This window comes from Roseovarius carneus (assembly GCF_020141465.1).
GTDB lineage: Bacteria > Pseudomonadota > Alphaproteobacteria > Rhodobacterales > Rhodobacteraceae > Roseovarius > Roseovarius carneus.
The window spans coordinates 1,846,133-1,865,852 of sequence record NZ_JAHSPD010000001.1; the positions used below are offsets into that span (position 1 = coordinate 1,846,133).

Sequence of the window (19,720 nt, forward strand, 5' to 3'; positions counted from 1 at the left end):
AGGGCGTCGGTGCAGTATTTCCTTAGTGTTACACTCAGGATAAGATTAAGCTGCAAAGATTCGTGCCGAGATTGAGGACCGCGATGGTTTTGAGGCTAAGACAAGAGGCGTATCCAGCCCCCGACCCGGTGGCACCGGAAGGTGGGCTGACGCTGATCAATCATCTTCGGGTGATCGGACTGCGCTGCCGCGCGGCGCGCGAGGCGGCCCCTTTGGAAAGCTGTGCCCTGATCGGTGCGACCGACGATACAGCGCGGGCGCTTCATGCGGAAACGCTGATGCGTGCGCTGCCACATGCGCTGGGGCACGCGCCGGTGCTCTACCGTCCGGGCAGCGCGGCGCTTTCGTTTGACGAGGCTTGGATCATGCAGTTGGCGCGCGCTTTGGCATCAGGCGACATGCCGAGCGCCGAATTTTTGCTGCGGTCTCGTGTCCCGCTTCATGCACGCAGGAGCCTTTCTTTCTTGCTGCGCTCAGTATCCGAGCATTTTACTCTGATTTAGAATTATTCTAAAAACTACTTGGCAAGCGCGTTTGAGACCTTATGTATGGCTCAAGCCAGCCAGCCCTGTTGCCAGCCAGCACCCGAAAATCCATCATCATCGAACCTCTATAAAAGGGAGATATCACGTGACCCAGACCGCAATCTCGCTCACGCCGGACGCAACGGCAGCCATTGCCGAAGCACTCAATCAGGCTGTGGCGGAAACCGCTGTGACCACCATGCTGGCACAGAATTTTCATTGGAACGTCACGGGCATGTCCTTTGGACCGCTCCATGAGATGTTCCAGAAAATCTATGAGGACCATTTCGTCGCACAAGACGATCTGGCTGAACGGGTCAAGGCGTTGGGCGCACATGCGGATGGCACGCTGGCCGGGATGCTGAAACGCTCCAAGGTCGCCGAGCATGATGGCACGGCCACTGCCGAAGAAATGCTCGCAGCGATGCTGAAAGCCCAAGAAACGCTGGCCGCAACGCTGGCCGCTGCGGGGGCTCTGGCGTCGGAGCATGGCGATACGCTGACCGAGGATCTGTGCATTTCGCGCGGCCAGGAGCATGAGAAGCTGGCGTGGTTCATGCGCGCTCATCTGCGCTAAGCGATCCAACATCCGATGTAAAAAGGGCGGCCTCCGGTGTGGAGAGCCGCCTTTTTTATGCGTGGTGCAGAGGTCTCAGGCGAATTTGCCGCCTGCGAGCTTTTCCCAGACCGCTTTGGCCTTCTTCTTGGCTAGCTTCTTGGCATAAGCCGGGCCCCAATGCTTGTATTTGCCAAGCGCCTCTTGCTGTTGGCGCAGCATTTGCACGAACGCAATCCGGTGCTTGTCTTTCTTGACCTGCTTGAACAGCGATTTCTGCGCTTTGGTCATCGAACAACCCAGGCAATGGCCTTGGCGTTTGAACTTGCAGACGTCGATACACGGGCTGGGGATCTCAGTCATCGTCTCTCCTGGCGGCGCGTTACTTGGTCAAGATCAGCTTGCCCGCGCGGGTGATACGCAGGGTGTAGACTTGGGTGTCGAGGGTGATGTGGGCTTGGCCTTGGGGCCCGACAAGATCGCAGGCGGCATAGGCGGGCGGGCGCGGGGCTTGTTCTTTGGGTGGGGGAGTGCAGGTCGCCATGGCCGCAGCCTTTTCTTGTCGCAAAGGGTAGGTTGTTTCTATGAGACAATACTTGACGGAAACTATAAGGTTTGTCAAACGCGATAGACAAAAAGAGCGGCAGTGGATGTGTCCACGCCGCTCTTATCCTGCTTTACACAGAGTTGCCGGTCACGCGTCAGTGGTTTGAGTGATCAACGTCCTTCATCCCGTCTTTGCGGGATTCGACGTAGAAAACCACATCGACCGGGCCTGCCTCTTCAAAAATAAGGGTCGCTGGGATCGCCTCGCCTAGCTCAAGCGGATCACCACCCAGCCCCATGAACATCACATGCAGCCCGCCGGGCTCAAGGGTCACAACCGCACCTGGCGCGATCTCCACACCGTCCGGCTGGGGCAGCATCCGGGCCACGCCGTCCTGTTCTTCGGTCCGGTGCAGGGAGACACGATCAAAATCTGCCTCCACGCTCATAAGGCGGTCGGGCGTGTCGCCATTATTGGTGATGGTGAGAAAGCCGATGCCGGTTTGGGCGGTCGCGGTTGTCTCAAAGCTGTAGGGATGGCCGATCACGAGATCTGAGGCGGTAAACTCATGTGCAGCGGCGGATTGGGCGGCGATCAGCGTGGTGAAAGCCGCGATAAAGAGGGGACGCATAGGGCGCTCCTTTATGATGTGTCATTTGGAATTAGAGGGGTGAGGCCCTCTGGCATAGTCGTTGGGGGATCAGGCGGCCTTGGGCGGCGCGCGCGCCGGTGGCAGGGCCACGATGACGCCCGCAATACGCCCGCGGGGGAGGGCCATTGCACGGGCCGGGGCGAGCATCATGCCGGGTGCGCCTGGCCCGGCATAGGCCGTCTCCGGCGTGGCGTGGCATAGCGGGCAATGGCGCGGGTCTATCGCCCCACTGGCGCAGATATCGGTTTGCTCCACCACGATCCCGAGAGCGGCGGCGCTTTGGGCAACCGCGCTGGCCTCGATCCGCGCGCCTGCGGAGGCCCCAAAGGCCAAAGTCATCACCACAAGGGCAAAACCGCAGAGCGCGGCCATGAGGCGGGGGGCAAATCTCATAGGCTCAGAGTTAGATCACCGGGGCCTGCCTGCCAAGGGGGGCGTGCATCCCGGTTCAGGTGCTCAGGCTGTCGCGGATCGCGATGACGCCTGCCAGCGCGTTGAGGGTCTGCGCGTCTATGAGGTAATCGGGCCATGTGGAGAGCTTCACAGCCATGAAATCCGTCTCAAAATCGAGATAGATCAGCTGGCCGAACACACCGCGCGCCATGATATCGCCACGGCCTGCGTCATGAATCCACCACTGGTTGCGGTAGGCGCCTTTGGGTGAGGCGCCTGTATAGGGCGCGCCGAAGGCGGATGGATCGCCTTGTCGTGTGGCGTTTATCCAAGCCTCGGGCACAATGCCTTCGCCGCCCGCCAGAAGCATTGCGCCAAACCGGGCGTAATCGCGCATCGTGGCGTTGAAGCCGCCATCGGCGAGCGCGGTGCCTGCGGCGTCCACGGTGAAAAACCCGTCGCGCTCTGCGCCGATTTTCTGCCAGATGCGCGTGCTCAGAAGCTCCGCCAAGGGCGCTTGCGCTGCGCGTTCCAGCGCCCATGCGACCACGTCTGTCTCGATGGAGCGATACTGAAACGCACCGCCATGGTCGCGCTCCAAGGGCAGGGTCTGAATCACATCGCGGATGGTGGGGCGGGCCTGGCCCTCGGGGGTGGGCCGCCAGCCGCAGGCGATGTCGATCCGGGTCATGTCGGAATTGGGCAGGCCGTAATCTTCGGTGAAGCGCGCGCCCGAGCGCATGTCGAGCACTTGGCCCAGCGTGGCCCCGGCGTAGCCCGAAGTGGCAAGCTCGGGGATGAGATCGGTGATCAGGGCGGCGGGATCAATCAGCCCTTCCCCCTCCAGCGTTCCCGCCAACGCGCCCACGAGGGATTTGGCCACAGATTGCGACAGGTGCGGCGTATGCCCGGCCATGTCGTTGAAATACTGCTCGGATATGATCTTGCCTTTGTGCATGACCAAAAATCCGTCCGTATAGCTTTGCTCCAGCCAGTCGCGCACGCTCAGCGCGCCGCCATCCGCCCCGGTAAAGGGGATGCGGCCCAGCTCTTGCGCCGCGCGGGGCATCTCGGAGGGGGCCGTGTCGCCGCGCCGCACATCCGTGGTAGGAAACATCGAGCGCATGTTGAGAAATGCCCAGCGGTTCATCGGGCCAAGGTCCCATGTCATCGGGTCCGGGCGGGCACCGGGTGGGGGCGGGAAGCCCTGCATCAGGCCCAATTCGCGCGCGGTTTTGGGGGCGGCAGGTGCGGCGGGTTTGGAGCGCGTGGGCATGAAAGGGCCTTTCGGGGCTGAAGGGGGAATGTGAAAACGGCGGACCCCGATGAGGAGGCCCGCCGCCAGTGTCTCAGCCTAGCTTTGGCTTATTGCTTCAGCCGGGTCCAGATGCGGTTGTAGAGATCGGTCACTTCCTGCGCGCAGGGTTTGACGAAATCCGGTGTCGGCGCATCCGCCGGCATGACGATTTCCGGCGCGCTCAGCATCTCGGCGTCCATAAACTCTTCCGAGCCCATGATCCCGTTGGCGTAGCGTGCGAAGTTGGAGATCATCGCGGCATTCTCGGGGGCCATGATGAAGTTCACGAAGAGCTTCGCATTGTCCATGTTGGGCGCATCCTTCAGCACGGCCACATTATCCATCCAGCCGGTGAAGCCTTCCACGGGATAGGCGTATTGCAGGGTGGGGCGCTGCTCGCGGGCACGCATGGCGGCCCCGTTCCAGTTCTGGCTGAGATCCACATCGCCCGAAGTCAGCTTCTCGATTGTGGAATAATCCATCGTGCGCCAGTTTTCCTTGGCCGCGATGAGCATCTCTGTCACATCGCGCAGCTCATCGGGATTTTGATTGCACCGCTCATACCCGCGAAAGCGCAGACCGGCGTTGATCACGTCATTCATGTCGTTGAGCATGTTGATCCGGCCTTTAAGCTCTTCGGGCGGATCGAACATCAGGGCCAGCGTGTTGATATCGCCGGTGTAAACTTCGGTATCGACGGTGAACGAGGTCGTTCCCCACTGCCATGGCACCGAATAGTTCCGGCCCGGATCCCACCAGACATCAACCCATTTGGGGTCCATGTGCTTGAAATTCTCCATCTCGTTTGGCTTGATCTCGGCCAGCATGTCCAGACCGATCATGATCTGCACGGTGCTGTCGCCGGGCACGACGATATCGTAGCCGGTATTGCCTTCGCGGACCTTGGCCAGCATGGTCTCGTTGCTGTCATAGCCGTCGAGATTGACCTCGATGCCGAACTCGGCCTCGAATTTCTCGATCAGTTCGGGGTTGGTGTAGTTGCCCCAGTTATAGATGTTGAGCTCCCCCTCGGCGAGGGCCGGGCCAGCAAGGCCAAGACCCGCCGCGAGTGCGGTGGCCATTTTCAGTTTGGTTTTCGTCATTATAGTTCCTCCTTGTTGAAATGGGTCATGCGGCGGGCGCTTATTTCTTGCGCCCTACCATGAAAAATGCGGCCACGAGGATCACCGTCAGACCCAGAAGCAGGGTGGAGACGGCGTTGATCTCGGGGGTGATGCCGCGGCGGATCTGGCCGAGGATATAGATGGGCAGCGTCGTCTCGCCCGGCCCCGCGATCAGCAGCGAGATGATAACATCATCCAGCGAGACCACAAAGGCAAGCATCGCGCCCGCCACGATCCCCGGCGCCATCAACGGCAGGGTCACGCTGCGAAAGACCTGAAACGGCGTGGCATAAAGATCGGCTGCGGCCTGCTCCAGCGTGAGGTTCATATCCTCAAGCCGGGCGCGGATGGGCATATAGGCAAAGGGGATACAGAACACGGTGTGCGCCAGCATCAGGTAGCCGATGCCGCTCACTCCGGTGAGTTTCTTGATCAGGGTGAAAAAGGCGAGCGTGGCCACGGCGGTGACGATCTCGGGCACCATCAAGGGCTGATTGATGATCGCATAGGCCAGCGTCTGCCCGCGATAGGACGGTGTGCGCGTGGTGGCCAGCGCCGCCATCGTGGCGAAGATGGTGGAGAATACCGTGGCCACAGCCGCGACCTTGAGGGAAATGATCGTGGCTTCGCGGATGCCGTCATTGTCGAAGGCCTCAATATACCAGCGAAAGCTAAACTCGGTCCACAGAACCACCGAGCGGTTGTCGTTGAACGAGAAGATCACCAGCACGACGATGGGCGCATAGAGGAAAAAGAGGCAAGTATAGGCCAGAAACTCAAAGCCCGGCTGCTTGCGCAGGTCCTTCATGCGGCGCGGTTTAGCCATGCGCCCGCTCCTTGCCCGCGTAACGAACATAAATGATGAGCGAGAGCATCACGACCACCATCAGGATCAAGGCCGCCGCCGAGCCAAAGGGCCAGTTGCGCGAGCCGCCAAATTGCAACGCGATAAGGTTGCCGATCATCAGTTCCTTACCGCCGCCCAGCAGTTCGGGCGTGATAAAGGCCCCCAGACCGGGGATGAACACAAGGATGCAGCCCGCGACGATCCCCGGCTTGGCCATCGGCACGATAATGTGGCGCAGCACTTGGAACCGGGTAGCGTAGAGATCGTATGCTGCCTCAACCAGCTTGAAATCAAGCTTTTCTAACGAGGCATACAGCGGCAGCACCATGAAGGGCAGGTAGCTGTAGATCAGCCCGAGAAACACCGCGCCATCGGTGTAGAGCATGCCGAGCGGCGCGTCGATGATCCCAAGCCCCTGAAGCGAGACGTTGATGATCCCCTCATCGCGGATGATCAAAAGGATCGCGTAGGTGCGGATCAGCAGGTTGGTCCAGAAGGGCAGGGTGATCAGGAACAGCCAAAGATTGCGCTGATCCGGGGGTTTGGAGGCGATGAAATAGGCCATTGGAAAGCCAATGAGAAGCGCGCCGACCGTGGCCCCGAAGGCGAGGCCGATGGAGCGGCCATAGATGCTGAGATAGGTCGTCGAGAAGGTCAGTGTGTCATCGAAGATGTCGCGCTCAAAGAGGAATTGCACATAGGCATCGGTAGAGAATTCCCACGTCACGCCGCCAAAGTCACCGGGGCTGAGGAAGGAATAGATGAGCGTGATGGTCAGCGGAAAGAGCCCGAAAATGCCGATCACGATTATTGATGGCGACAAAAGCTGCCAGCGGCGGCGCCGCGCGCCGCCCTCAATCGCCTTGCGCGCAATGGCGAGATTGGCCGCATTGGCCTCGGCCCCGCGTTTGGGCTCTGATTGGGGTTCGGGCAGGGCGACCATCAATCGGCCAACACTTGCACGGCTGCGGGTAGCTTGATGCGCACCTCGGCGCCTTTTTCGGGCGCGTCTGCGGCGCAGCGCACGGTGATATCCTCGCCCGACGGCAGGGCCACATGCACGTTGGAGCCGACGCCGAAATAGACCACGTTGCTGACCGTGCCGCGCAGCGCGCCCTTTGTGTCAAAGCTGATGTCTTCGGGGCGGATTGCCACGCTGACCCGGCCGCTGGGGGCGGGGCCATTGGGCAATTGCGCGGGTATTTTGACACCACCCTGAAGCGTCACCTCGCTGCCGTTCGGGGCAAGATCGGCCTCCAATATGTTGATATCGCCAATGAAATCGGCCACGAAGCGGCGCGCGGGCTGGGTGTAGATCTCGCGCGGGGGGCCGACCTGAAGGATCTCACCCGCCGCCATGACCGCGATCCGGTCCGACATGGTAAGCGCCTCTTCCTGATCATGGGTCACGAAGACAAAGGTGATGCCCGTCTCGCTCTGGAGGCGCTTCAGCTCGATCTGCATCTCCTTGCGCAGCTTGAGGTCGAGTGCCGACAAGGGCTCATCGAGCAAGAGAACCTTGGGATGGGGTGCAAGTGCGCGGGCCAGCGCCACGCGCTGTTGTTGGCCGCCTGACAACTGATCGGTGCGCCGACCCGCCAGATGCTCCATCTGCACCAGCGCCAGCATCTCATTGATGGCACCATCGACCTCCGCCTTGGGCCGCCCCTGCATCTCAAGCCCGAAGCCGATATTGCGCGCCACACTCATATGCGGGAAGAGCGCATAGTTCTGAAACACTGTGTTCACGGGACGTTTGTATGGGGGCAGGTGGCCAATCTCCTGCCCGTCCAGAAGGATCGTGCCCTTGGTGGGCAGTTCAAACCCCGCGATGAGACGCAAAAGCGTGGTCTTGCCACAGCCCGAGGGGCCGAGAAGGGTGAAAAACTCGTTCTTGCGGATCGCGACGGACACGTCGCCCAAAGCGGTGACGAGGCTGTCGCCCTGCCCAAACGTCTTGGTAACACTATCGGCCAGAATCATCGTTTCAAGTGAATTTTCGCTCATGTTTTCTGCGTCCCCAAGGCGACCAGCATCCGATTTGAGCCGGGCAGAATTTGATCATAAGCAGAGGCTTGGGCTTTCGTAAACTGCTAATCTGGGTGTCGCAGGCCGGGTTGTGGCGGGTCGCCCTATTTTTTGGCGGGCGGCTTAGGGCCGATGAAAAGGTGTTTACTGAGACAGCATGATAGCTCAGTCTTCACGATATATTTTAGCGCAAAAGGAAGGGCTCCGCATGGCGCATCAGGCAGACAGAGTGATCGTCAACGGGCGGGTTTTGACCATGGACGCGAGCGCACCGCGCGCCGAGGCCGTGGCGATGGCAGGTGGCGTGATTCTTGCCGTGGGCAGCACCGCCGAGATGCGCGCCTTGGCCGGGCCGGGGGCCGACATTGTTGATGCTGGCGGCAGCACGGTTTTGCCGGGGTTCATCGACAGCCATGTGCATCTCTTCCAAGGCTCCGCCGCGCTTGAGTTTATGACCATGGACGGTGTGATGGGGTTTGAGGCCGTGCGCGACACAGTGCGGCGCTACGCAGCGGATAACCCAGACGAGCCGCTGATTGTGGGCACGGGGACAAGCTATGGTCTCATGATCGGGCGCAACCCGACCCGCGCCGATCTCGATGACATTATGCCGGACCGGCCTTTGGCGCTTCTGGCGCCCGATATCCACACGGTCTGGGCGAATACGATGGCGCTTGAGGCGGCGGGGCTTTTGCACGGCGCGCCCGTGCCCGAGGGCAGCATCATTGTGATGGGTGAGGATGGGAAGGCGACAGGTGAGTTGCTGGAGACGGGTGCGTTCGGGCCTGTCTTGCAACTCTCGCGCACCGGTGGGCGCGAGATGCTGGGCTATGTCACCGGCGCGGAGCCCGAGCCGCCCGCGACCGAGGCAGAGCGCGCCTCTGACCGCGCGCTGATCACAAAGGGGCTGAAACACGCGGCCTCTTTTGGCATCACGACGATGCATAATATGGACGGGAATTTCTATCAGCTTGAGCTTCTGAGCGAGATCGAGGCGGCGGGCGGTCTGGCATGCCGGATGGAAATCCCGATGCATCTGAAGAATTATGACCCGCTGGAGCGGATCGCGGAAGCCGATGAGATGCGCAGGCGGTATAACTCCGACACGCTCTGGTCGGGCCGGGTGAAAATGTTCATGGACGGCGTGATGGAGACGCGCACGGCGCTGATGTTGCGCGATTATCCCGACACGCCCGGTGTGATTGGCGAGGCGGTGTTTGAGCCTGAGCATTTCAACGAAGCGTGCCGCCGGATCGACGCGCTGGGCCTGCAAATTGCGGTCCATGCGATTGGCGATCTGGCCGTGCGGCGCACGCTGGATGGGTATGAGGCTGCACGCAAAGCCAACGGTGCGCGCGATAGCCGCCACCGGATCGAGCATATTGAGCTGATTGACCCCGCGGATATTCCCCGCCTCGCAGAGCTTGGAGCGGTCGCTTCAATGCAGCCGCGCCACGCGGCGTTTGGCGGCTATTTCCCGCCCTATGACCGGGATACGGTGATGTATGACGACCAGCTTCCCTATGCGTTTGCGTGGCAAAGGCTGCGCGATGCGGGCGCGCGGATGGTGTTCTCGACCGATTGGCCCGTTGTTCCCGTCGATGTGATGGGCAATGTGCAGGCCGCTGTGGCCCCTGTCGATCTGGGCGCAGGGTGGGATATTCGCGCGCAATCGCTGCTCGACACGCTGGAGAGCTATACGGCAGGCAATGCGTGGGTGGCGTTCCGCGAGGGCCGCAAGGGGCAATTGGTGGCAGGGCAGATGGCCGATGTGGTGATCATGGACCGCGATCTTGAGGCGGAAGCGCCCGAGCAATTGCATGCAGCCCGGCCCGTGATGACGATCTGCGGCGGGCGGGTAACCTATTCGGGCTGAGGGGCTTCGATGATCAGCATCAGGTTGTTGGCGGGCATTTTGCGCCATGTCGGCTTGATGAGGCCCGCCGCCTCGGCCCATGCCCCGATCTGGGCCGTGTCCTTGTAGCCGATCTCCGGGTCCGATGCGCGCAGGGATGCGTGAAAGGCGGCGTCACCTTCGGAGGTGGCACGACCATCCCGCAAGAAGGGCCCATAGAGCAAAAAGCGCCCGCCGGGCGCCAACGCACGGGCGGTCTCATGGATCACCGTCTGTGCCTCAGCCTCGGAAATCAGGTGCAACAGGTTGATCATTACGATCAGGTCCTGGCCGTAATGGTCCTTGTGCCATCCCGGTTTGGCCGCATCCAGATGCAGAGCCGGGCGCAGGTTTGGCAGCCCTGCGCGCAGGGCGTAGGCATCAATGCTGAGGCGGCGCATCGCGTCTGGCTCGGTCGGTTGCCACATGAGTTCGGGCAGGGCGGCTGCGAATTGCACCACATGCTGGCCCGTGCCGCTGGCAATCTCCAGCGCGCGTCCGCGAAGCGGCGTGATCTCCTGCATCACGGCGGTGATCACGGCGGCATTGCGCGCCGCGGCGGGTGCGTTCATGCGGCCATCCGCGCCGCTGGTGGCTTGGGAGGCATTGGGGATACGCTCGGCCAGATCACGCAGGCGGGGTGGGTCTTCCATGCCGAGCGCCACATTCTCGGCCACGCTCATCGCATTGAACAGGGAGAAATGCTGAAACACCATGGCGATGCCGGCGGCGCGTGGCGTGGCCAGGGCGAAGGGCGCGCCGGAAAGCTGCATGGTGCCGCTAGCGGCTCGCACCAGACCGTAGATTATTTTCACAAGCGTGGATTTGCCCGCGCCGTTTTCGCCTAGAAGCGCACGGACCTCGCCGGGGGTAATCTCAAGGCTCACATCCTCGTTGGCGATGACGCCGGCATAGGCCTTGCTCAGACCATTCAGGCGCAAAGGGGGTCGCTCACGCCATGCCTGCTCAAATCATGCCTCCTCAACCCGTGCCGCGCGCCCCCTTCTAGCAGAGCCCGCGTGCCACGCAAAGCCCCTCTGGTGGGGGGGCTGAGCCTGCGTTAGGCTGGCACGTATGAGCAATGATCCGCGATTCATCCACCTGCGTCTGCACACCGAGTATTCCTTGCTGGAAGGGGCGGTGCGGCTGAAGAAACTGCCGCAGATGTGCATCGATGCGGGCATGCCCGCTGTGGCCGTTACGGACACAAATAACATGTTCGCGGCCCTTGAATTCGCCGTCTCTGCGGCGGAGGCCGGGGTACAGCCGATCATGGGCTGCCAGATGGATCTCGCCTATCTCGACGCCGCCCCAGGAGAACAAGCCCGCCCCCGCGCGCCCCTTGTTTTGCTGGCGCAAAACGAGGCAGGCTATGAGAACCTGATGAAGCTTAATTCCGCGCTTTATCTGCGCGGGGACGCGCAATTGCCCCATATCACGCTGGAGGATCTGGAGGCGCATGGCGCGGGTCTCATCTGTCTCACGGGCGGGCCGGAGGGCCCGATCGGGCGGCTCCTGTACGGCGGGCAGCGCCCTGCGGCGGAGGCTTTGATGACACGGCTGGCCGCGATCTTTGGCGACAGGCTTTATGTGGAGTTGCAACGTCATCCCGGCGAGGGCGGCGCGCCTGAGGCAGAGCGCCTGACCGAGCAGGGCCATATCGAGATGGCCTATGCGATGGACCTGCCTATCGTGGCCACAAATGACGTCTATTTCCCCAAAGAAAAGATGTATGAGGCCCATGACGCCATGCTCTGCGTGGCCGATGGCGCTTATGTCGATCAATCCGCGCCGCGCCGCCGCCTCACGCCGCAGCATTACTTCAAGACACCGCGCGAGATGGTCACGCTTTTTGCCGATCTGCCCGAGGCGCTGGAGAACACGATCGAGATCGCCCGGCGCTGTGCGTTCGCGGCTTATCGCCGTGATCCGATACTGCCGAAATTTGCCGATAACGAGATTGAGGAGCTGCGCCGCCAATCCAAAGAGGGGCTGGTTGAGCGTCTCAAAGTGATCCCCCATGCGGCGAGCGTCCAGGAGTATGAAGCGCGGCTGGACTTCGAGCTTGGCATCATCGAGGGGATGGGATTTCCGGGCTATTTTCTGATCGTGGCAGACTTCATCAAATGGGCCAAGGATCGCGACATTCCGGTAGGTCCCGGTCGTGGTTCGGGCGCGGGCAGCCTTGTGGCCTATGCGCTGACGATCACCGATCTTGATCCCCTGCGTTACTCGCTCTTGTTCGAGCGTTTCCTGAACCCCGAGCGGGTCTCGATGCCCGATTTTGACATCGACTTCTGCATGGATCGCCGCGAGGAGGTGATCCAATATGTGCAGGAAAAATATGGCCGCGACCGGGTGGGGCAGATCATCACCTTTGGTGCTTTGCTCTCCAAGGCCGCCGTGCGCGACATTGGCCGGGTCTTGCAGATGCCATATGGGCAGGTGGATCGCCTCAGCAAGATGATCCCCGTCGAGGGCGTAAAGCCCGTGAGCATCGAGCAGGCGCTAGCCCAGGAGGACCGTCTGCGCGAGGAGGCCCGCAATGAGGAGGTCGTGGACCGCCTTTTGAAATACGGGATGCAGGTGGAGGGGCTTTTACGCAATGCCTCGACCCACGCCGCCGGCGTGGTGATCGGGGACCGCCCTCTGGATGCGCTTGTGCCGCTCTACCAAGATACGCGCGCGGATATGCCCGCCACGCAGTTCAACATGAAATGGGTGGAGCAGGCGGGGCTGGTGAAGTTCGACTTTCTGGGTCTCAAAACCCTCACGGTCGTGCAAAACGCGGTGGAGCAGATCCTTGCGGGGGGCGGCGCGCTGCACCTCAAGGCGGATGGGACCGAGCTTTACCAGCCGCCCGAAGGGGCCGAGAACGATATCGGTGCGATCCCTCTGGATGATGAGGCGACGTATAAGCTTTACGCCAGCGCCAAGACCGTGGCGGTGTTTCAGGTGGAAAGCTCGGGCATGATGGATGCCCTCAAGCGGATGAAGCCCAATTGCATCGAGGATATCGTGGCGCTTGTCGCACTTTACCGGCCCGGTCCGATGGAGAATATCCCGAAATATTGCGAGGTGAAGAACGGGCTGAGCGCGCGCGAGAACCTGCATCCATCTGTCGATCATATCCTCGACGAGACCCAAGGCATCATCGTCTACCAAGAGCAGGTGATGCAGATCGCGCAGGAAATGGCGGGCTACTCGCTGGGCGGTGCGGACCTTCTGCGCCGTGCGATGGGTAAGAAAATTCAGGCCGCGATGGATGCGGAGCGGCCCAAATTCCTCAAAGGTTCCGCCGAAAACGGCGTTGACAAGGACAAGGCGATGGAGGTTTGGAACCTTCTGGATAAGTTCGCCAATTACGGCTTCAACAAATCCCACGCGGCGGCCTATGCGGTGGTCAGCTACCAGACCGCATGGCTGAAAACCAATCACCCGGTGGAGTTCATGGCCGGTGTGATGAATTGCGATATCCACCTCACGGATAAGCTGGCGGTGTATTTCGAGGAAGTGAAAAAGGGGCTGGAGCTGCCCTATGCGCCGCCTTGCGTGAACCGCTCGGAGGCCACATTTGTGGTCCGCGATGGCACGCTGCATTACGCGCTGGGCGGGCTCAAAAATGTTGGCGTGGAGGCGATGAAGCTGATCTGCGAAGGGCGGCGGATCGAAGGGGTCGAGAAGCCTTTTGCCACGGTCTTTGACTTTGCCCGGCGGGTTGACCTCAAACGGATTGGCAAGCGGCCCTTGGAGATGCTTGCCCGCGCCGGGGCGTTTGATCAGTTGGACCGAAACCGGCGGCGGATGTTCGAGAGTGTCGAGGCGCTCACGAATTACTCGGCGGCGATCCATGATCAGAAAAGCTCGGCTCAGGTTTCGCTCTTTGGGGAGGCGGGCGACGATCTGCCCGAGCCGCGCCTGAGCGGGGCCGAGGATTGGCTGCCCGCCGAGCGGCTGACAGAGGAGTTCAAGGCGGTGGGATTCTATCTGTCTGGCCATCCTCTGGACGATTACATGGCGATCCTGAAGCGCAAAGAAATCAAGACGCTGGACGAGGTGATGGTGCAGGCCGCGCGCGCGCCCGCTGTGGTCAAGATGGCCGGGGTCGTGGCCGGGCGGCAGGAGCGTAAATCAGCGCGCGGCAACCGCTTTGCCTTTGTGCAGCTGAGCGACACGACGGGCGGCTATGAGGTTACGATGTTTTCCGAGACGCTGGAGAAATCGCGGCCCCATCTGGAAACGGGCGCGCAGCTTGTCATAACCGTCGAGGCGACGATGGAGGCCGAGCAGCTCAAGCTTCTGGCCCGTGCGGTCGCACCGATTGATGGGATCGTGGCGGATGCAGGCGCGATGGGTCTGCGGATATATATCGAGGCGCCGGATGTCCTCAGCGCCGTGGCCAACGTGCTGGAAGGCGCGCGCGGCGCGTCCAAAGCCCGGCCCGGCCCGGTGCAGTTTTGCCTCAGCGGGCCGGATTTGCCGGGTGAGGTGGAGCTGTCGGCGGGGCGGGATTTTCCGGTCAATCCGCAGATCAAGGGCGCGATCAAGAGCCTTGAGGGCGTGATCGATGTCGAGGACCTTTAACGCGGCTCAGTAATGCGGCGGGCGCTCATTGCCCAAAGTGACCTGACCGCCCATGGCGCTTTCGCGCTCGGCCTCGCGGCTGATCAGCATCTCGGTGCGGCGGGTGAGGCGGTCGATCTCGCTCTGTTGGCGCGCGACCACGTCCGAGAGATCATCGACGCTGCGCATCAGGTGGGCGATTTTTTCTTCGAGATGTTCCATGAGAGCGAGGTAGGCTTTGGGGCGTTCCGCGTCAATCCCTCGCGCCGGGGCCTGTGCAGCGCGGGCCGAAGTTTGAGTATTTGGGCAAAGAAGAAGGGCAGGGCGCGCGCTTGCCCCGGCAGGGTGCATCCGGTAGACCGCGCGGCAAACGTGCACGGAAGGTGTGATCAGATGGCCAAGCCTAAAAAGACCCCTCGCCCCAAGGCCGAAACGCCCAAAGGCTTCCGCGATTATTTCGGGGCCGATGTGGTCGAGCGGGCGCGGATGCTGGAGGCGATTGCGCAGGTCTATCACCGCTATGGGTTTGATGCGCTGGACAGTTCCGCCGTTGAGACGGTGGAGGCGCTGGGGAAGTTCTTGCCCGATGTGGACCGGCCCAATGAGGGGGTGTTTGCGTGGCAGGAGGAGGGTGGTGGCGACAAGGCCGGCGATTGGCTGGCGCTGCGCTATGATCTGACGGCGCCGCTGGCGCGGGTTTATGCGCAGCACCGCAATGATTTACCGACGCCTTATCGGCGCTATGCGATGGGGCCTGTCTGGCGCAACGAGAAGCCGGGGCCGGGTCGGTTCCGGCAGTTTTATCAATGCGATGCGGATACGGTTGGCGCGGCAAGCGTGGCGGCGGATGCAGAGATTTGCGCGATGCTGTCTGATTGTCTGGAGACGGTGGGGATTGCGCGCGGCGACTATGTTGTGCGGGTGAATAATCGGAAAGTGTTGAATGGGGTTTTGGAAGCCACAGGTCTTACGGATGGTGCAGAGCGCGATGCGGTTTTGCGCACGATCGACAAGTTTGACAAGGTTGGTGCCGCTGGTGTTGCAGAGCTTTTGGGCAAGGGGCGGCTTGATGCGTCTGGTGCCTATATCGACGGGATCGGTCTGAGCGAGGAGCAGGCAGGGCCGGTGCTCGCGTTTTTGACCTCAAAGGGTGCGGATGCGCGCGAGACGCTGGCCAATCTGCGTGCGGCTGTGGCGGGATCGGCGGCGGGGCTTGAGGGCGTCGCCGAGCTTGAGGAGATCGCGGAGCTTTTGGCGGCGCAGGGTTATGGCCCCGACCGTATCATCATTGACCCATCCGTGGTGCGGGGCCTTGGCTATTATACCGGGCCTGTCTTCGAGGCGGAGCTGACTTTTGATATTCTCGACGAGAAGGGCCGCAAACGGCAGTTTGGCAGCGTGGCAGGCGGCGGGCGGTATGATGATCTGGTCAAACGCTTCACCGGTCAGGCGGTGCCGGCCACGGGGGTGAGCATTGGCGTGGATCGTCTTTTGGCCGCTCTGCGCGCGCAGGGGCAGGCCGGTGCACCGTCTGCGGGTCCTGTGGTTGTGACCGTGATGGACCGGGGCCGGATGGCGGCCTATCAGAGCATGGTGGGCGAATTGCGCAGCGCGGGCATCCGGGCGGAAGTGTATCTCGGCAATCCCAAAGCGTTCGGTAATCAGTTGAAATACGCCGATAAGCGCGGCAGCCCGATTGCCGTGATCGAGGGCGAGGACGAGGCGGCGCGCGGCGTGGTGCAGGTGAAAGACCTCATCCTCGGGGCGCAGATCGCCCAGAGCGCCACCCTTGAGGAGTGGAAAGAGCGGCCCAGCCAGTTTGAGGTGCCGCGCGATCAATTGGTCGCGAAGGTGCTTGAGATTTTGGAAAGCCAGCGGTGATGCGGGCCGAGGTCAGAGCAGAGGCGGCGCGCCTGCGGGACCTTTTTGAGGCGGCGGGGGCGGCTGTGGTCGAGACGGGTATCTTGCAGCCCGCGGCCACGCTTTTGGACCTTTATGGCGAGGATATGCGCGCGCGCGCCTATGTGACCTCGGACCCGCTGAAGGGGGAGCAGATGCTGCGCCCGGATTTCACCGTGCCTGTGGTCGAGATGCATATGGCCGAGGGTGCGGAGCCCGCGCGCTATACCTATGCGGGCGAAGTGTTTCGCCGCCAGGAAGAGGATGCGGCGCGCGCCTCGGAATACATGCAGGTGGGGTATGAGGTGTTTGAGCGGGGGGCTGCTGCGGCTTGCGATGCGGAGGTTTTCGCACTCATTCACGATATTCTGTTGCCATTGGAGCTGCGGGCCGCCACCGGCGACATCGGCATTCTGCGCGCCGCCGTCGAGGGGCTAAGCACAAGCGATGCGCGCAAGGCAGCGCTCCGGCGGCATTTGTGGCGGCCCCGGCGGTTTCGCCAGTTGCTTGAGCGGTTTGCGGGGCGCGTCGCTGTGCCCGCTTCGCGGGCGGCCCTTCTGGCGGCGGATGATCCGATGGCGGGTGCGGGGCCCATGATCGGGTTGCGCGGGGCGGCGGAGATTGCGGCGCGGATCGAGGTGCTGCGCGCGGATGCGGTAACACCGCCGCTGGCTGAGGGGGAGGTGGCGCTTCTCGATGCGATCTTGGCCGTGCGCGAGACGGCCCCCAACGCGCTGGCGCGGCTTCATGATATCGCCGTGGACATGCCCGCGATCGCCGAGGCGGTGGCCGGGGTCGAGGCGCGGCTTGAGGCGCTGGCGGCGCGGGGGATCAATGTGGACACGCTGCCCTTTGAGGCGTCCTACGGGCGCACGCAGATGGAATATTATGACGGGTTCGTCTTTGGATTTACCTGCGAGGCACGGCCCGATCTGCCGCCTGTCGCCACGGGCGGGCGTTATGACGCGCTGACCCGGCAATTGGGGCGCGGGCGCGAGATCCCGGCAGTGGGCGGTGTGATCCGTCCGGGGCTGGTATGCGCGCTGCGCGGGCAGGGGGCAGAGGCATGAGTATCCGGCTGGGTGTGCCCTCCAAAGGGCGGTTGATGGAGAAAACCTTTGAGTGGTTCGGCGCGCGCGGCGTGGGCCTTGGGCGCAGCGGGTCGGACCGGGAATATGCGGGCGAGGTGACAGGGATCGACGGCGTTGAGCTGATCCTGCTCTCGGCCGGGGAGATTCCGCGCGAGCTTGCTGCCGGGCACATTCATCTGGGCGTGACGGGCACGGATCTGGTGCGCGAAAAGCTCAGCGTCTGGTCTGAGCGGGTTGAGGTGATGGCGGAGCTTGGCTTTGGCCATGCCGATCTGGTGCTGGCGGTGCCGAATGCATGGGTCGATGTGGGCACGCTGGATGATCTTGACGCAGTGGCGGCTGCGTTTCGCGCGCGGCACGGGATGCGGCTGAGGATTGCGACGAAATATCACCGGCTGGTGCGGGAATTCCTGCGCGAGGCGGGCGTGGCGGATTACGTGCTGATCGACAGCCAAGGCGCCACGGAAGGCACGGTCAAGAACGAGACCGCCGAGGCCGTAGCCGATATCACGTCGAGCGGGGACACCCTGCGCGCCAATCACCTCAAGCTTTTGGACGATGGGCTTATCCTGCGCAGTCAGGCCACGCTTTTCCGCGCGCGTCAGGCGGATATGACCGATGCGGAGCGCGCCGTGATGTCAGCCCTTCTGGAGCGGTTGCGCGTCGATTGAGGCGCAACCCCGCTTGCCGGAGCTTGAAGATGCGGTCTAGGCGCTGCCCCAAGAGCCGGTGCTTGGTGTGACGCTCGATCCCATCGCGTTAGCGCGGTGTCTGGAGAAGGCCCCTACCCCTCGGCCGGAACCGGGGGTAGGGGGGTCGTTTTCGCAAGCTCATCAGTTGAGCGTTCCGCGCAGTTCGCCTCAGTTGAGTGCCTCAAGTTTAAGGCGAAACACTTTAGGCATAAGGTATATGCTTTAGAAGCGGAACGTTGCGCGGGCCTGGACGGTGGTTGCTTCAACGTCCAAGGTCGAGTTGTTGAAGTTGTCAAACTCGTGGTAGAGAACTTCGGCGCCGAGCGAGATGTTCTGGGCAACCAGATGCTCGTAGCCAGCGCCGACGAAGTAGCCATCGTCGCTACCCAGCGAGTTGGTGTCGGCTTGGGCGTAACCACCCGTCCCGTAGAGCAGACCGTTGCCGATCTTGTAGCCGCCGCGCAGCTTCAAGCGCCAGACGCTGTCGAGGTCCGTGGTCGCGTTGAGGCTGACGTCGGTCCAGTCGTAATCAGCACCAGCACCGATGACCCATTGACCGAAGTCATAGTCGTAACCAACGGTAAGGCCGCCGATGACGCCGTCGCCATCAACACCCGCGACGTTGGTATCAACAGTGGCATAGCCAAGCTGACCACCTGCGTAGAAGCCGGTCCAGTCAGGGCTGGTGGGGGCTGGGGGTACAGCGACGGGCGCCAGCGCGGGCTCCATCACGGGCTCCGCTTTGGAACCTGCAAGGGCGGGACCGGCGGCAATCATGGCTGCCGCGGCAATGGCGAATGTCGTTTTCATAGTGATATCCTCTCATAATCTGCTCAGGGCGACCTCTTTGCCGCCTCATGCTTCCTATTTTGTTTCTTGAGCGAAAAGGGCAAGGGGGGAGTGGGTCTCGGCGGATCAACTCAATGTGAGTGATCATGCGCGGGTTTTTGCCAGATAAGCATTCGGCTCAGCGAGTTGCTGCCGGATGGCGTAAATTATCGTTTTTTATCATGAGGCTGATTTTTGGGCCATGCGTCTGAGCGGGCCGGCAGTTTCTTGCTGGTGTTGCTGCAAGGAACCGCCTGTGTGTCTGTCACAGAACACCGATATCCGAAAGTGCCGCAGACAGGCCGGGCGGTAAAGCGTCTTCGGCCTCTCGCCCCTTGGCCAGATCGAGCGGCGCATCAGCCCCTTTGAGATAGCGCCACCCCTGAAACGGGCGTTTGAGCGCAGCGCTGGTACGGATCAGCTCCGGCTCCAGCACGATGGCGCAGCGGCGGATACCGTCTGAGCCGATAACTTCGTCCAGCCGGATGATCTTCTGGCGACACTGGATCACGCCTTGGATGACCCAAAACACCGAGCCACCGCCCGAAAGCAGCTCGTCCTCCCGGCGCGGCCACATCCGTGTGACGTGGCGGGGATGTCCGTCGGCCCCTTTGGCGCGCGGATTTGCGTGCCACGCGGCCAGATCCTCGACGCTTTGGGTGCCGACGCTGAGCTTGATGATGTTGAGGGGCGCTGTCATGTGCCAAGCCTCAGGGGATTCGCGCCCAAGCGCAATGGGGTGTGGCAGTATCGGTGTGCCGTATATCGGGGTAAGACGCTGGGCC

20 protein-coding genes and 1 pseudogene are annotated in these 19,720 nt (G+C 62.1%); 7 read left to right on the forward strand and 14 right to left on the reverse strand.

The window, feature by feature from the left end; genetic code table 11:
• Positions 1-89: 89 nt before the first annotated feature.
• Positions 90-503, forward strand: a complete 414-nt coding sequence (locus KUD11_RS09285; protein ID WP_146190836.1) for a hypothetical protein — start codon at positions 90-92, stop codon at positions 501-503.
• Between the two features lie 127 nt (positions 504-630).
• Positions 631-1,101: a Dps family protein gene (locus KUD11_RS09290; protein WP_109384951.1), complete on the forward strand. Its 471-nt coding sequence runs from the start codon at positions 631-633 to the stop codon at positions 1,099-1,101.
• 75 nt (positions 1,102-1,176) lie between these two features.
• On the opposite strand, the gene KUD11_RS09295 is transcribed toward KUD11_RS09290, so the two are convergent.
• From KUD11_RS09295 to KUD11_RS09335, 9 genes are all read right to left on the reverse strand, one after another.
• A complete protein-coding gene (locus tag KUD11_RS09295; RefSeq protein WP_109384950.1) occupies positions 1,177-1,443 on the reverse strand; it encodes a DUF1289 domain-containing protein in 267 nt (88 codons plus the stop codon).
• 19 nt (positions 1,444-1,462) lie between these two features.
• A complete protein-coding gene (gene hemP / locus KUD11_RS09300; RefSeq protein WP_109384949.1) occupies positions 1,463-1,624 on the reverse strand; it encodes a hemin uptake protein HemP in 162 nt (53 codons plus the stop codon).
• A 157-nt stretch (positions 1,625-1,781) separates the two neighbouring features.
• On the reverse strand, positions 1,782-2,258 hold the full coding sequence (locus KUD11_RS09305) for a copper chaperone PCu(A)C (RefSeq protein WP_109384948.1): 477 nt from the start codon (positions 2,256-2,258) through the stop codon (positions 1,782-1,784).
• Positions 2,259-2,327: 69 nt separating this feature from the next.
• On the reverse strand, positions 2,328-2,672 hold the full coding sequence (locus tag KUD11_RS09310) for a hypothetical protein (protein WP_146190835.1): 345 nt from the start codon (positions 2,670-2,672) through the stop codon (positions 2,328-2,330).
• Between the two features lie 55 nt (positions 2,673-2,727).
• Complete coding sequence (locus KUD11_RS09315; RefSeq protein WP_219930173.1) at positions 2,728-3,948, reverse strand: serine hydrolase domain-containing protein; 1,221 nt, start codon at positions 3,946-3,948, stop codon at positions 2,728-2,730.
• Positions 3,949-4,037: 89 nt separating this feature from the next.
• Positions 4,038-5,072 (reverse strand): extracellular solute-binding protein, encoded by a 1,035-nt coding sequence (locus tag KUD11_RS09320; protein ID WP_224380184.1) that lies wholly within the window; start codon positions 5,070-5,072, stop codon positions 4,038-4,040.
• A gap of 40 nt (positions 5,073-5,112) precedes the next feature.
• Positions 5,113-5,919, reverse strand: a complete 807-nt coding sequence (locus KUD11_RS09325) for an ABC transporter permease (protein ID WP_109384946.1) — start codon at positions 5,917-5,919, stop codon at positions 5,113-5,115.
• Positions 5,912-6,886, reverse strand: a complete 975-nt coding sequence (locus KUD11_RS09330; protein ID WP_224380186.1) for an ABC transporter permease — start codon at positions 6,884-6,886, stop codon at positions 5,912-5,914. Before KUD11_RS09330 ends, KUD11_RS09325 begins: the two co-directional genes overlap by 8 nt.
• A complete protein-coding gene (locus KUD11_RS09335; RefSeq protein ID WP_224380187.1) occupies positions 6,883-7,947 on the reverse strand; it encodes an ABC transporter ATP-binding protein in 1,065 nt (354 codons plus the stop codon). Before KUD11_RS09335 ends, KUD11_RS09330 begins: the two co-directional genes overlap by 4 nt.
• A 229-nt stretch (positions 7,948-8,176) precedes the next feature.
• Between KUD11_RS09335 and KUD11_RS09340 the strand changes: the two genes are divergently transcribed.
• Positions 8,177-9,844 (forward strand): amidohydrolase, encoded by a 1,668-nt coding sequence (locus tag KUD11_RS09340; RefSeq protein WP_109384944.1) that lies wholly within the window; start codon positions 8,177-8,179, stop codon positions 9,842-9,844.
• Here KUD11_RS09340 and KUD11_RS15280 read toward each other — a convergent pair.
• A complete protein-coding gene (locus tag KUD11_RS15280; RefSeq protein WP_318010161.1) occupies positions 9,832-10,434 on the reverse strand; it encodes a DUF938 domain-containing protein in 603 nt (200 codons plus the stop codon). The two genes, KUD11_RS09340 and KUD11_RS15280, sit on opposite strands and share 13 nt — an antisense overlap.
• A gap of 24 nt (positions 10,435-10,458) precedes the next feature.
• Positions 10,459-10,803, reverse strand: a pseudogene (locus KUD11_RS15285) (ATP-binding cassette domain-containing protein); the annotation flags it as partial.
• Positions 10,804-10,936: 133 nt separating this feature from the next.
• Between KUD11_RS15285 and dnaE the strand changes: the two are divergent.
• Positions 10,937-14,446 carry a DNA polymerase III subunit alpha gene (dnaE, locus tag KUD11_RS09350; protein WP_109384942.1) on the forward strand — a complete coding sequence of 1,170 codons (3,510 nt, stop codon included), beginning with the start codon at positions 10,937-10,939 and terminating at the stop codon, positions 14,444-14,446.
• A 6-nt stretch (positions 14,447-14,452) separates the two neighbouring features.
• Here the strand turns inward: dnaE and KUD11_RS09355 are convergent, their stop codons facing one another.
• Positions 14,453-14,647: a SlyX family protein gene (locus KUD11_RS09355; RefSeq protein WP_109384941.1), complete on the reverse strand. Its 195-nt coding sequence runs from the start codon at positions 14,645-14,647 to the stop codon at positions 14,453-14,455.
• A 171-nt stretch (positions 14,648-14,818) separates the two neighbouring features.
• On the opposite strand from KUD11_RS09355, the gene hisS reads away from it, so the two are divergent.
• From hisS to hisG, 3 genes are read left to right on the forward strand one after another with little or no spacing between them, the layout of a single operon-like run.
• Complete coding sequence (hisS, locus tag KUD11_RS09360) at positions 14,819-16,306, forward strand: histidine--tRNA ligase (protein WP_109384940.1); 1,488 nt, start codon at positions 14,819-14,821, stop codon at positions 16,304-16,306.
• Complete coding sequence (locus KUD11_RS09365; RefSeq protein WP_109384939.1) at positions 16,306-17,394, forward strand: ATP phosphoribosyltransferase regulatory subunit; 1,089 nt, start codon at positions 16,306-16,308, stop codon at positions 17,392-17,394. Before hisS ends, KUD11_RS09365 begins: the two co-directional genes overlap by 1 nt.
• Positions 17,391-18,086, forward strand: a complete 696-nt coding sequence (gene hisG / locus KUD11_RS09370; protein ID WP_109384938.1) for an ATP phosphoribosyltransferase — start codon at positions 17,391-17,393, stop codon at positions 18,084-18,086. Before KUD11_RS09365 ends, hisG begins: the two co-directional genes overlap by 4 nt.
• Before the next feature lie 243 nt (positions 18,087-18,329).
• Here the strand turns inward: hisG and KUD11_RS09375 are convergent, their stop codons facing one another.
• The gene (locus tag KUD11_RS09375) at positions 18,330-18,917 is read right to left on the reverse strand and encodes an outer membrane protein (protein WP_109384937.1); all 588 of its coding nucleotides are present in this window, start codon (positions 18,915-18,917) and stop codon (positions 18,330-18,332) included.
• A gap of 283 nt (positions 18,918-19,200) precedes the next feature.
• A complete protein-coding gene (locus tag KUD11_RS09380) occupies positions 19,201-19,635 on the reverse strand; it encodes a DUF1489 family protein (protein WP_109384936.1) in 435 nt (144 codons plus the stop codon).
• Between the last annotated feature and the right edge of the window lie 85 nt (positions 19,636-19,720).